Source organism: Neobacillus jeddahensis, from assembly GCF_000612625.1.
GTDB classification, from domain to species: Bacteria; Bacillota; Bacilli; order Bacillales; family Cytobacillaceae; genus Neobacillus; species Neobacillus jeddahensis.
In genome coordinates this window covers 33,128-47,160 of sequence record NZ_CCAS010000001.1, presented here as the reverse complement: position 1 = coordinate 47,160, position 14,033 = coordinate 33,128, and the positions used below count along the sequence as shown (strand labels likewise).

General features: G+C 38.1%; 10 protein-coding genes. 1 reads left to right on the top strand and 9 read right to left on the bottom strand.

Going from position 1 to position 14,033, the window contains the following annotated elements:
* Nucleotides 1-9: 9 nt before the first annotated feature.
* The 4 genes from TY15_RS00205 to TY15_RS23075 form a co-directional block, all read right to left on the bottom strand.
* Nucleotides 10-1,893 carry a site-specific DNA-methyltransferase gene (locus tag TY15_RS00205; protein ID WP_040209109.1) on the bottom strand — a complete coding sequence of 628 codons (1,884 nt, stop codon included), beginning with the start codon at nucleotides 1,891-1,893 and terminating at the stop codon, nucleotides 10-12.
* Nucleotides 1,894-2,319 carry a DUF4391 domain-containing protein gene (locus TY15_RS00200; RefSeq protein ID WP_040209110.1) on the bottom strand — a complete coding sequence of 142 codons (426 nt, stop codon included), beginning with the start codon at nucleotides 2,317-2,319 and terminating at the stop codon, nucleotides 1,894-1,896.
* Nucleotides 2,316-3,992, bottom strand: a complete 1,677-nt coding sequence (locus tag TY15_RS00195) for a DEAD/DEAH box helicase (RefSeq protein ID WP_306454204.1) — start codon at nucleotides 3,990-3,992, stop codon at nucleotides 2,316-2,318. The genes TY15_RS00200 and TY15_RS00195 overlap by 4 nt, the downstream gene beginning before the upstream one ends.
* A gap of 588 nt (nucleotides 3,993-4,580) precedes the next feature.
* Complete coding sequence (locus TY15_RS23075) at nucleotides 4,581-4,988, bottom strand: DUF1761 domain-containing protein (protein ID WP_052353670.1); 408 nt, start codon at nucleotides 4,986-4,988, stop codon at nucleotides 4,581-4,583.
* Nucleotides 4,989-5,519: 531 nt separating this feature from the next.
* Between TY15_RS23075 and TY15_RS00185 the strand changes: the two genes are divergently transcribed.
* Nucleotides 5,520-5,711 (top strand): hypothetical protein, encoded by a 192-nt coding sequence (locus TY15_RS00185; protein ID WP_040209111.1) that lies wholly within the window; start codon nucleotides 5,520-5,522, stop codon nucleotides 5,709-5,711.
* Nucleotides 5,712-5,754: 43 nt separating this feature from the next.
* Here the strand turns inward: TY15_RS00185 and TY15_RS25070 are convergent, their stop codons facing one another.
* The 5 genes from TY15_RS25070 to TY15_RS00165 form a co-directional block, all read right to left on the bottom strand.
* Entirely contained in the window at nucleotides 5,755-5,877 is a 123-nt protein-coding gene (locus tag TY15_RS25070) for a hypothetical protein (protein WP_257000306.1), read from the bottom strand.
* 151 nt (nucleotides 5,878-6,028) lie between these two features.
* Nucleotides 6,029-10,492, bottom strand: coding sequence for a coiled-coil domain-containing protein (locus TY15_RS00180; RefSeq protein ID WP_040209112.1), 4,464 nt, complete (start codon nucleotides 10,490-10,492; stop codon nucleotides 6,029-6,031).
* Nucleotides 10,470-11,216, bottom strand: coding sequence for a DUF6063 family protein (locus TY15_RS00175; protein ID WP_040209113.1), 747 nt, complete (start codon nucleotides 11,214-11,216; stop codon nucleotides 10,470-10,472). The genes TY15_RS00180 and TY15_RS00175 overlap by 23 nt, the downstream gene beginning before the upstream one ends.
* Nucleotides 11,217-12,728: a hypothetical protein gene (locus tag TY15_RS00170; protein ID WP_244440861.1), complete on the bottom strand. Its 1,512-nt coding sequence runs from the start codon at nucleotides 12,726-12,728 to the stop codon at nucleotides 11,217-11,219.
* Nucleotides 12,719-13,786: a Wadjet anti-phage system protein JetD domain-containing protein gene (locus TY15_RS00165; protein WP_040209115.1), complete on the bottom strand. Its 1,068-nt coding sequence runs from the start codon at nucleotides 13,784-13,786 to the stop codon at nucleotides 12,719-12,721. The genes TY15_RS00170 and TY15_RS00165 overlap by 10 nt, the downstream gene beginning before the upstream one ends.
* Nucleotides 13,787-14,033: the final 247 nt, after the last annotated feature.

Genomic DNA, 14,033 nt, shown 5'->3' with positions numbered 1-14,033 from the left:
CAATCCTCCTTATATGACACGGATATCGTCAACACCATAACGTTTCAAAATTTGCTGTGCATTTGTACGAACCGTATCGTCTTTAAATCCTTCATCATAAAATACAATTCGTGCTGGATTCCGTTTTGCCATTTCTTCAATTTGCTCTAGTGTCAGCTCGTAATCTAAACAGATAAGGAGATACCCCATTCCGACTGAATATACTGTTTTACCAGCAATGTTCGTTATGTCAATGGGAACATTTAAATCGATACCATATTTCAGGAGGATTTCATAGACCACGTCTTCTTGTGTACGCCCCGCTTTAATGGGCTCTACTATATCTAATAATTCCTTTTCCAAATCTAGTGATTCCTCGTTCCATTCTTTTAGATTCGTATTGGAAAGCTTGAAAACTTTAAAGCCAATATCAAGCGAATCATTTCCGTTTGAAGCTTGATGTTCTTCAACAATCTTCTTTCCTGCTCGACGAATTCGTTCTTTTGCGATATCACAAATATTTTTATAACCAGCTTTATATGCTTCTGAAGACTTATCTGTCATCTCTGGTAACTGAACCATAATAAATCGTCTTTTCCCTTTATCGACTGCGTTTAACTCCATTGTCGCTTGTGCAGCTGTTGCTGATCCAGAAAAGAAGTCTAGAATAATCCCTTCACGAGCAGCAATCCGGATAAAGTCCTTTAGCAGCTCTACTGGTTTGGGATTATCAAAATAACGTCCACCTAATAAATCTCTAATTTCATTCGTCCCATTCCCACTACTATAACTAGGCTTATAAAAAAGTGTTTTTGCTTTTTTACCATTCACCATATCTTCATCTAATCTTTGCTTTTTATTAAACGCTACACCATCTTTTGTGGGTGTAATAATGAATTCATTAATCGTATTCGCCAGATTTTCTTTCGACCGTCTCCAGGACATTTCCTTTCCGTTTTTTGTTTTGGGATACACGACCAGATCATCTGTCTTCATTTTCTCCACACTCATTCGTGTATAATCACTGGACACATAGACAGGATAGTATCCTTTAGGCCTTTTCTCTCTTGCGCCCGCTTCGCCAGTCCTCATTAACGTCGCGCCCTTTTTATAAAAACCCTTCTCGTCTTTTAACAGATATTCCTTTTGATCTTCCTCACTTAAAGGAAGGCCATAAAAATCTTCTATCTTCTCAATATTCTTAACATATACCAGTGTATATTCATGAGTACCCGAAAAACCAAATTGATCGTTATTTCCCTTTAAGTTCATAATTGTCGGTAACAGTGCAACAAAATTGTTTTCGCCAAAAATCTCGTTACATAGTTTTTTTAAGTTATCTACTTCATGATCATCAATACTAATAAATAGGATTCCATCGTCAGCTAATAAACTTCTAGCTATTTTTAATCGTGGATACATCATGTTTAACCAATCTGTGTGATATCTACCGTTTGTTTCTGCATTTGATTTCATGTTTTCTTCTAGTCTTTCGGTATAACTTTTTATATTGTCATGAAAATTATCCTTGTAGACGAAATCTCGCCCCGTATTATAGGGTGGATCAACATAGATCACTTTTACTTTATTTCGATACGAGGTTTGCAGAAGACGAAGTACTTCAAGATTATCGCCTTCAATATACAGGTTCTGGGCCGTTTCCCAATTCACACTCTCTTCCTTACATGGAAGTAATGTCCCAGTTGTTTGCTTTTGTGAAAGTTGGATTGCTTCTGTTTTTCCATTCCAAGTAAATTCGTATCTTTCCTTTTCCTTTTCGACATGTTCACCTAAAACGATACGCAATTTGTCCATGTCAATTTTATTTTCCGTCACTACTTCTGGGAATAATTCTTTTAGCTTATCAATATTGTCCATTACAACATTGAAGGTTTTCCCGTCTAATTTCTGCAATTAACACAACTCCCTTATTTGTTGTAAATGAATGTTGATTTGTTGTTCTTGACTTTTTATTTTCATATGTAGCTCCATCTTTACCCCAAAATCAAGTTGTCTTTTTTGTTCTTGCTGTAATTGCTCAATGGCTTTTTGGTGATCTTGTACTTGAACCAAAGAAAGAATCGCCTTTTCTCTATTTTCTGTATTTGTAGGAACAGACCCTACTAATGGAATAAGCTTTTCACAATGTAACCATTGGTGAACATCATCATAGATCCTATATAGATTTTCGAAAGTTAAATTTGAAATTGTCAATGCATTCAATAGTTTGGAATATGCTTTAACTTCTCCCTTCGGTTGAAACCATCCTGTTATAGTGGGTTGTTCAATAACAACTTTGGTCCTAGCATTTTTATTAAGCCTTTTATGACAAGTACTCAAAAGAATTTTGCTCCAGAGATATCCTCTAAATCAACAACCTCTTCCTGTAGTTGCTTCAATTGCTTCTTACGATATTCTAGATCATTCATTTGTTTCTTTTCATCGTACTCAATAACATTTTCTTCACCAGTCGCGGAAATATCAAGGAGCACCATTCTCCCACTGACACGGGCTTCTAGGTTAATGTACTCATCTAGGTCCATGTTCGGCCAAAAGTTCACAAGCTGAATAACGTCATTCTTAGACCCAAGACGGTCAATACGACCAAATCGCTGTATAATTCGAACTGGATTCCAATGGATATCATAATTAATTAAATAATCACAGTCTTGAAGATTTTGCCCCTCTGAAATACAGTCTGTTGCAATTAATATATCAATTTCATCCACTATACTAGAATTGATTTTACTTCGCTCCTTGGATTGTGGTGAAAAATTCGTCAAGATAGAATTTAAATCTTTTTGTATTCCTTTTAATGTAGTCTGGTTACCGCCAGAGCCAGTGACGAGTGCAGTATTTATACCATGATGATTCGAGACCCATTCTGATATCTCTTCATACAAGTAACTTGCCGTGTCAGCAAAAGCAGTAAAGATGATGATCTTCTTGTTATCGCCATTAATAGGATAAAGAAGCTTTTGCTCGATCATAGATTTTAACTTGTTTAATTTGACATCACGTGGAGCCTGTACTTTTGCTGATTCTATTAGTAATTTCTCAAGTTTCTCCCTATCATCCTGTAAATCTTGTTTCCATTTAATACGATCGATATCTTGGAGTAAGACTTTTACCTTCGACCCTATTAACATGTTTTCAACATCTTCATCATCAATATCAATTTCATTAATAGTAATATCGGAATTCGAATATTGTTGAATATGATCAAGTTTTACTAACAAGTCATCTATTTTTGTTAAAAGAGAGGCTACAGTCATCCCAAATGAATGGATCGAGCTTTCCATTCGCTTAAGTAGGTTTACCCTCATTAAGTGGACAAGGCTGCGTTCACGGTCAATTTGCTTAAAAACTGATCCGCCTTTTACTTTCTTATCATATTTACGACTATACTCCTCTTGTTTTTCAGGCATTACATATTTCAATGGTGAGTACGCACTTAGATTCAATCTGTTAATGAGCTTATTTACTTCCTTTATTTCAGGAAACTCATTGTACTCATCGATATCGGCATGAACATTTCTTGGCTTTAACCGTTCTGGGAATTTTCCGATTTCTGCCATGTTATAGTATTTTTCAATATGTTTTCTTGAACGAGCGATTGTTACTGCATCCAGTAATTTAAAATAGTCAAAGTTCAACATTTCAAGTAGAGTATCAGATTTTCGTTCCTGATCTTCTAATTTGAGCCATTTATTAAATGACAGCTGTGCTTTTCTCAACGTCTGTTCAATACTTTCAATCCCAGCCGCTTCCAAAGCCTCGTCTATACCTTCCGTAATAAAAGCTACTTGATTCTTTAAATCATTCATTTTGTTATTTACAGGCGTTGCTGAAAGCATCAACACCTTCGTTTTCACACCTGCTTTAATGATTTGATTCATTAACCTCGAATAACGGGTTTCCCTGTCATTTCTAGCCTCATTATTTCTAAAATTATGTGATAGTGCATCTCCTACAATTCCAGACCTTTTATTATCCAACATTTTTCCTAGCATTCTTGCACCCCCGAAGAAATACAGTACATTTATACTATTTGATATTCTATATAAAAATTTAGTATGTTTAAACTCATTTGGCGAAATATTCCATTATTAAAGATTTTATTAACTATTTTTCATTCTATCATGTTTTTTACCAATGCTCGCCACTGTGTTCACCATTTATCCCCAAGTATTACAAATAGGTACGTCAGAAATCCAAATTTACAACTTTAAAAATTTTGAAAGATAAAAAAGCCTAATTCCTCCGTATTTTTAGTAAGGAATTAGGCTTTTGATGTTACACAAACGCGCCCTATAATGGAATACATCTATGGAGAAAAAGAACAGGAACCAACAATATTAGAATTGTACCTACAACAGACACGGATATAACTTTAGTTAAATCATTTTTCACTTCTTTTTTCAAAAAAACATCACCTATAATATTTGTCATTTATTTAATAATTGCGCCCGATTGTTGAGTATCGGTATCATTCCCTGTGCAGCAAGTTTCATTTTGTTAAAGTACCCGCTAGTTTAATGGCTCTGGACTTGATTATTATCTCTATCCCAAAAGATATCCAATAAATTTGAGAGAAAATATCAAGAGAAACTGCCGATAATAATCCCTGCAATTATGATGCTGATAACATGAAAACCAGCCGTTATCATGTAAAGTTTCAACTTCATCCCTTCATATAGGGCATTAGTGGCAGAGGTGGCAGCAATGACAAGACCTACTACTAACCCGAGCCACAAACCTTCTGCCCAACCATCTATATTTGCCCATTGAGCAATAATCGCTAACAAAAAAGAATTTACAATAGCCATCAAAATCGAACCAGTCATCACTTTTCCCAAGCTAGGAAGATCCTCCTGCTTCAACCCCTTTAACGTTTGCCAAGTATTCCAGAATATCATAGGTGAATACCAGAATGAACCTAGAATGCAAATAGCAACCGCACCTAAAATTACTGCTAAATAATTTATTGTACCAAAATCCAAATTCATTTTTTTCCTCCCAAAATCTCACTTCTTACTAGTCTTTTCTCACCAATTATAAAAAGAATAATCTATATTAGCAATGGCACTCCTAATCACAATTTGTTTATTAGCTAACCTGTCCTTTCTATTAGATTTATTCTACAATCTATCCTGTTAACAAAAAGACACGCCTCTTTATGCGTATCTGATTTCGATTAAGTTTAATTTGTATAGCTTTCAAAAATACAAAGTTAAAGCTGAAAAAGATGCTGCCACTCGTTGATGAGACACAAAAACAGGCTTTACAAATAATGATTAAAATATAGCATATGGCGAATGCCATCTATACAACTCCTCAAAAACCAGGTCCGAAAAAGTGCTTTTTTCGGACCGACTTAACCCTAAAATCATTTACCTCCAATATATGGTTAATCGTTGCTCTCCCTCAACAATATGGCCGGATTGCGGAAGAATGATCTTGCATCAAGAAGGTATGAAGTGGTAAACAGTCTGTCATTCATTTGTATACTTTTTGTCATTCAGAGGTGAAACTATAGCATGGATGATACAGTTCATTGCAGTTCGATCGGCGTAAAGTCATCTTTAGAAAAGCTTGTATCACTTGTACTTAATGGAAGCAGGAGAATATTCATGTACCTGCTTTTGGAAATGCAAATGCATGATAGTATGACAAATAATTGCTCGTTTATTTTAAAAGGTAAAATCAAAAAAACTGTACGCCAATTGTAAAGAGTTGACTACAATTGACATACAGTTTATGTCCATCTTATTGTTACTTCTCTTTTTTTTCTTGAGACTTTAAGGCTACCCGTTCAAGTCCATTGTTCGCGAATTCTACATCTGTTTTTGGCATTGCAGGATTATTCCTGATTTGCTTATTCTTCTTGTTAGACATTTTTGCACCACCTTTTCAAGTTTGGACTGTGAGTTCATAATCCGCCTTTTTAGTTTGGATCCTTTTTTGCTGGCTATACAGATGGAAGTTTTTTTAGCAAAAATACCTAACACTTTATGGAAGTTAATTTTAAAATAATGATACGTTCACCCTATTGAATGACTTCCTCGCCCTGATAGATTCGAAATGCCGGCACAATGGTGTCTGAAACGATTTCTTTTCCTTTTTCACGGATAAAGTCCAATTTATAGTAGGCATCGAATCGTTGGCTTATTTCTGTTTTCACCAGTTCAGGTGGTGTCACGACGATGAATTGAAATTTCAGTTTCTCAGCGACAGCGAAGATCGGGTCAAGAACATGTGCCGATGCAGCTTGTCCAAATGGATTATCACAGACTAACGGAACCCAGCTTTGATCGGTTTCGCTTTTCACTGATAATAACATCATCATCATGACCATACGAGCGGAAAGCTTTTGTCCGCCGCTTCCGTCTGATTTCGTCTTAGATCCTTGATTAATTGTCTGCCAGGTTGAATAATGCTCTCTTTTTGGCTTACCATACATAAAGGCGTTATCCGTTCGCATATTATAGACGAGCAGCTCAGGGTATCGATTTCGAAGCGATACAAATAAAATTTGCTCATCACTAATAAGCTGTTTGATTTCTTGTTCTAATGATAGATTGTTGTTATCAATCAAATCAAACTGTTTCGTAATTTTGTTAATGGCAGCGACAAAATGCTGCTTCAGTAATGGCTCGATCTCTTCTGCCCTTTTCGGTAGGATGTCCTCTTTGAGTTGGACAAGCGGAAACGAGCCTCGTTCATTTTTCAGCTTCATTTTCACAATCATCGAACGAATCGACTCCGAAATACTCATCACCTTCATGCTGGCACGGCTAGCCCAGAAGTTTTGCGCCTTTTCGGCTCGTTCTTTGTCACGTTCTAATTGCTCCAATCCGCTTTGTGAAAAACGCTTCATATTTTTAACAATCGTTTGAATATGCGAATAATGCCTAGTATCCATATGGTCAAGTGTTGTTAACACTTCATTTTTAAAACGAATCTCCCAATCTTTCCCTTCAATCGCTAGCTTTACATTGCGCAAAGATTGTTCGATTTTCGCATGCTTCTCTTGACCTTCTTCCTGAATCGCTTGATGCTCTTCACACCAGGACAAGATGCAGGCTTTCCCTTGATTCTTAATTTTTTCGACATCCTGATCCGTGAATGCAGCTGCTTCCTCTTTAAGAATCACGGATAAAGTTAACAGATCCCCTTCATAGCCAGTAATAGTCGCTTCTGTTTCCTTTAGGAGCTTTTCCGTCTGCTTTACTTCATCTTTCGCTATTTTCGTTTGATCAGTAATTTCGACGGCCTTTACCTCTAAGTCAAGGTCTTCCCATTCTTCAGGCTGTTTTTCATGCTTGGCGACCTTCTTGCCTAACTTTTCACGCTGCCCTTTCGCATGCTGTAAGGAGGTTTCTGCTACGGTTACGGCAGTACCTTGGTCACGCTCTTCTTTTTCTGCTGTCCTTGCTTCCTTCTGGGCGGTTTGCAGCATATTTTCCAATATACTAATCGGTTCATCTGGTTCAGGATTTTCCTTCCAACTCTCATGATGAACGATCAGTTTTTTCTCCAATTTCTTTTGTTGCTTTTGCTCTGATTCTCTTGTCGCTTGAATCACCAATAATTCACTAGCTTGCTCTTCTTTTGATTTTTGCAGCTGCTTTAATTCCTCGATACTCCCATTCATCTCTTCTAAAAGATGCGGTGAAAGACGGGGAACCTCTTCACTTAGGTCTGCCTTTTCTTCAGTTGGAAACGCCGCAACATTAATAAAGGCAGCAATTTCTTTGATCGTTTGTTCGATGGTCAGCTTCCATTCAAAATAGGTTTGCTTCCACTTGCTTTGCAAGTCAACGATCGTTTGGTGCTCTTTACTTATTTCCTGTTGCCTGATCGTCAAAGCTTCCTTCTGTTTGTCTTTCTCTAGCTTCAATTGTTTATTTTCTTGATGAAGCCTCTTTTCATCATCAAAAGTAGTTAATGTATCTACGTCTGTTGAAAGCTTTTTCACTTTTCGTTTCGTTTGTTCCAACTGTTCTTTAATTTGCCGCTGCAATTCCTTCTCTTTTTCCGCTTGCGTAATGATGTCTTGTAGTTTCATTTTCTCAGACAGAAGAGCATTCTGTTCCTGACTGAGTGTTCTTTCAAGATCAATGGAAAGCTCACTTGATAGGAATCGATCAATTTCTTTTAAAATACGACGGAATGAGAGCTCTGTTTTCTCGATTTCATCAAGCGTTTCTTGCTTTTCTTCTATTTGTTTCGCAATCCTAATTTTCCAGCTAGTGAATTGATTTTTATCTGTTACTAGCGTTTGTTCGATTCCGTTAAGGATAACAAAAGAAGCTTGATCCTTTGCTTGGTTCATTTCCTCACGCAAGAAGATGGGGACAGGGCTATTAAACAATCTTCCGGAAAGAACCTGCTGATTAATTTTTTGCCATTGATGTTGACTGACAACCAAACCATATGGGAGAAGCGGATACGTCAAAAGGGTCTTCGCTAAATCCTCGGGACTTAAGGATTGGAGAAATTGCGTTCCAAAGAATACATCAATCCCCGTTTTTTCATCAATCCATTCCTTTAACTCTTTCACATCCTTATTGGCAATCCAGAAATGATCATCATTTAAAGAATGGTCGAGCTGTGTTTTCCAAAGCTCTTTTTTCACTTGTTCCCCTTGTTGCTTATTCTGTCCCAGCAGTCCTTCTATCTGAAGGGAATATTTCGATAATAGAGCGTGACTTAATGGCACCGTGACATCCTCTAGTAAACCACGAAGCTTCTCAACTAGTTTTGCTTCTTTTTGCGTTTGCGCATCATTTGCTTGCTTTAGCTCGTCACATTTTTCTTCTGAAAACGTAATGGATTGAGCAAGGGTACCGTGTGATGCAGCTAGCTGCTTTTGCTTTTCCGTAGATTCATGATCTTTTGCAGACAGCTCTTCTAACTGAGCCTTTTTGGTTTCGATTTGTTTTGCTAGGCTTTCGATATACCCATTTAAATCATAGGTGATGCGGTCGCCAAACTCGTTTATAAGCGCATTTTCCTTTGACTCGAACGCATGCATTTGCGTATAGAGACGATCCATTTCCGTAGAAAGCTGCGCCAGCTCCATGGTCTTTTGTTTATCCTGCTGTGTCAGTTCGGTTTCTTTTTTCTTTAAGAACCTTTGGTAGCCATGATACTGCTTCATCGCCGTTTGGATCGATTGGTAAGAATTCTCCCATTGCACTAAGGCTTCTTTTTTGATTTCATCCATTCGTTGATTAACCTGCACCAAGCCGCTGTTTTGTTCTAATTTCGCCATTTGCTGAGAAAGGGAGTGAATAGTTTGTTCGTATTCATACCACTCTTTTAAGATCGTCTGAAAGGAAAGCTCTTCTTTTCGTTCCTGCTTTTCTTTGACATGTTCTTGTAAAGTTGTGTGCTTTTTCCGTTCATCTTCTAATTTCTTCTCCCAATCTCGTACTTCTCTATGTGCTTTCGCAAACTCCAAGTTGTCTTTTTGGAAACGTAAATTAGCTTGTTTTACGGTTAATTTTTCAATGTCTTTTTCTAAAGTAAGAATCGTTTCCTCTTCTGTTTTCTTCAAATGCTCTAATGCACCAAGCAGTTGTCTTCCTACCTTAATGCCATCTTCTATAATTTCTTTATGTTCAATCCCTTTTGCTATGTGTTCTTCAAATGGGATAATATCCTCTAAAAACTCCTTGTGGGCTTGTTCTCTTTTTAAAAGTACAGGCAGGTCCTTCGCAATACTTGCCTGGCTCTTGAAGATTTCCACAAGATCGTTCTTTTGATGTTCTGTTCGATGTAAGACTTGACTAACAGTAGGAATGATTCGTTTTTGGAACAAAGAATGATCATCCTCTGCTCCCTCAAAGTATTTTCCAACCCCGCCTTCATCCTTATTAATGTCCTTGAGAATATCCCAGTCTTTACGGTTAATTCCGTATGTATCAAGAATGCGAACATGCTTTTTCGTATCTCGGTAAACATCATATCCATTCCATTTTAAATAGTCTTTCAACACCTCAGTGTCGGCCACTTCCTCATTTTCATAAAGGGGAATATGCTCGAGGACTGCTTCTTCTTTCCGTTCAAACTCTCTTGTATAAAATGTAAAAGTAGGGAGGATTTTTGCTTCCTGTTCAAGCGTTCTACCTTCATTTCCCGTTTCTTCACTCATCGAGATTCGCTGCTCAGCTGAGAACATTCCCCCCGTGACGAGATGACGGCGGTCCGCACCATCTAATTCCCACTGAATCACCACATGAAAGGTATAAGGGATAAATTGTTCCTTATTATTAAAGAAGAATTGCTGATAATAGCGATTATTTTGTTTTCCCCAAGAGGTTCCAGGTTTGAGAATTTGGAAGATGGTTTGAAGGAATACTCCTTTCCCACCGCCGTTCATCATCGAAATGAGGCCATTTGTTGACGTTTCCTCATTATGGAAGTTAAACGTGGTATTTTTATATTGTTTTTGCATGCCATCGTACTTCAGGCCCACAATTCTAATTCGATGAATCTTCGGCATGCCCATCCCCCTCTGCTGTCATTAATTGTTTCAATAATTCATAACGATCATAATCATGGTACAAGTATTCAATCCGTTCAAACAGCTCTTGCTTTGGGATCACCTTGGGGATATCATCCCGATCGAGAATGACGACTAACCGTTCCGTCTCCAATAAGCGCATGGCTGTGGCAATTAAGCCGATTCTTGTTCGTCGATTGGCTTTTTTCGCGCCATAATCTTCCGTTTCCACTTCCATGTATGTCCACGTTGTAACAACTTCCTTCATATCGATCCGTTCTTCTTCACCAAAGGTAGGATTAGTTTTTAGAATATTCCCCCAATTTACAATCAGATCATTGACTTGTCGCTCTAATGTGTAGTAGCTAATTCCTTCCCGCTGCGATCGAATTTTGGCTGCCTGATTACGGTCGACGCTCGCTAAAAAAGACATAATCACCACGCTAATGAGATGAAAATGTTTTTTCGACTCGATATGTTTATGCTTTTCCTTCATATGAGTAAAATGGGTCGCAAACACGGAGCCAGTTGGCTGGACAACCAATTGAATACGTTTAGGCGATTCAATGATATAGGTACCTGATTCATCTGCTAATAGCAGGACGGTCTGTCTTACCTCCGGATCAAAATAGGTCTGAAAGTGTTCACTATATTCATCGATGACTTTATCTTTTAAGAGAGTAAAATAGACAGCCGCTGCTCTCTTGATGGCTTCTGCACTCATTTATTGGGCCTCCTGTATACATAGTTTAAAAGGGGTTATTTTCATACGCTGCCACAGGAGAGGTTCGGCCCGATGATCAAACATCGTAAAGATCTTCATGCCTTCAAACACTTGAAACTGCGGGTATTCATTCATTAGTTTATAAAGGAGAATTTCCCTTTCATCGCTTAAAGTCTCTTCCTTCCGATGCAGCACTTGAACCTTCAGCGGCTTCTTGTCAAACATCATCCACAGGTCGATTGTTTCCGATTCTTCAAACCATAGATCCTGCACTTCTAATGGAAAGTTGGATAGTTCCACTAATGAAAACTCGCCCGTTGTTTGCAAATGTTGAAACACATAACTCCAAGCCTTACTTACAGAATTCCAGTCCGTCACCCGCAAGCGAGTGATGCTTTCTTCTGCCTCCTCCTCGACGACCACATCCGTAACTTGTTTTTCATCGAATTCCTGTTCCCCCCAAATCCAATCAAGGGGCAGGATGAATTCATTCTTCGGTGAAAATAACGGAGACAGTACGGTTTCGATTTCCGTAAAAGAACGAACGCCTTCCTTCATGAACACATTTTCATAAAGATGTTCTCGGAATGAAACCAAGCTATCTTCCCAAAACAAAGAAGGGTTTTCTGCTTTTAATTTCAGTTCATAGGAAATGTTTTGAATAACGAGCTTCGCAAACCGATCATGCAATTGTCTAGTATGGCCTACTTTTTCTTGGAGAAGATGCAGTTCTTTTTGTACCTCATCATCCTCTTCATTTCTTCGTTTCGTTTTTTCAATCATACTCGTAATGGTCCGGAAGTGCGTTTTTTCCTCATCAAATTGCTTTTCGATTTCAGCACGGTTATCAGCCCGTTGCATGTCTTCTTCCATTAATAAGATTTTGGGATTATTGATCATTTCCTTTTGAAAGGAGAATTCTTTTGCCATTAAGCGGTTGACGCGTGAAATGAGGTGATCGAGGTTTCGAGTCGCTTTACGGAAATTTCCGTTTTTAATCAACTGCATACTGTACAGTTGTTCGATGGTGATGGAGAATTCCTCCGCCATTTCCCTGCTCATAAAAATCATTTCCTGCGATATCTCGGTGAGTTTATAGACAATGGAACCGCCCAACTCTAAATTGGTGTATAACTCATCCATTGTCACATACCGGAACACCTGAGTCTCCCAGACCTGCCTGATTTCATCGAAATATAACGCTTCAAACGGTTGACTGTACTCTTCCTTTCCTGAATATAAGAGTCCACTTGTCATCCGCTCAATTTGCTTATCGTCGGCGAGAAGCTTCATTTGTTTGATTGCCTCTTCCACCATGTACTTAATATCAGATTTTTTTCTTTGATCATCGTCATTTAATTCCCGATAAAAGATGGTGAGGAGTACTTGCATGAGAATCGTTTGAACATAAGGTTTCAGCTCCCCTACGTCCATTCCCCTCCCAAGCTCAAACAATGGATTTAATCGCTGCATTCTTCCTGCGAAGCCTTCCCATGATTCGTTCACATCCATCGCCTCCAAGTTTCGATTGTCAGTACTTCCTGTGGAATCCGCTTATTTTCGTTCCATAATTGCATGAGTATGGCTTGCTCCTCTTCGGTAAACCATTGAAGAAAGTCATCCAAGTAATTTTGTGTTTGACCTTGTTTTTGATCATTCCTTTGTTCCATACATTCCAGCATTTTGCGATAAATTTTTAAGGCAGGCTGAATACAACTGGCTGGATATTTTTCAATCAGACGGATAAGGATGCCATATCCGGCCGCATCCAGATCACCTGCGTAATAAAAAAGATAATTTTTCGGGGGAAACATGCGAAAGAAAAAGGAAAAGCTTCGTTCGATTTTCGTCCCTTCCCCATAAATAATGAGATCAGGCTCATAGTCCAACTGGCCTGCTTCTACTAATTGAATCGAAGTATGAAAGAATGATAGATTTTCGACGATGAGGATCCGCTGAATCTCATCGATGGCTTTTCCTTGTTTGATCCAAAACACAAATGGCTCTCCATAGTTCACCATTTTAAGCTGTTCTGCTGTGATGCCTATTCTCGTGAAAAAGCCTTTGCCATCCGAAAACTGTTCGCTATCTAACAGAAATTTTTCATGGCCAAATAGCTCTAAGCTTCTTTCTTCGACGGAAACCCATTCTCGCTCCTGACTCGATTGTAAAAAAGAATAGACCTTCTGGATGCGATTCCATTCCTCTTCTGATTGCCATTCGGGATACCGTTCATAATAGGAAAAATCAAACTGATCACTTAATTTCATCATCTCCAGACGATCCCATTTGGATGTCTGGGTTTTAAGATTCACCCAGTAATATAAAGCAAGCGCGGGTGTTTTCCCGTTGTATTGATTATTTTGTATGGGGATTAGCTCCCCTTCTGCTTGTAAGGTTTGTATGGTGTTATAAAATTGTGCATAGCCATCCAGCTCAAAATAATCATTCATCAGCTTGCGTAATTGCAGTTCTAAATCATTTAGATTGATTCTCTTTTTTTGACTAGGGTGTTGGATGTCTGAAATAAACCCTCTCACCCGTGTTTCTATGATCTCGATTGTGCCCACCTACTTATATCTTCTAAAGTCATAGGAAATAAATCCTGCTTTTCATTCCGACATCCTTCTATTATAGACTAATTGTGGGTGCCAGGCACGCACTGAAAAATTGATGGTTTTGTCATTCATTTATAAATGTTATTGTTTGTACAAGCCGATTCTCGTAATCTCCTTTTAGGACTTTATCGTTCTCAAAAGGAGACATTTCCTATTTCCCACAACAATAAATAAGCAAAAAACACCGAAAGACCACTTT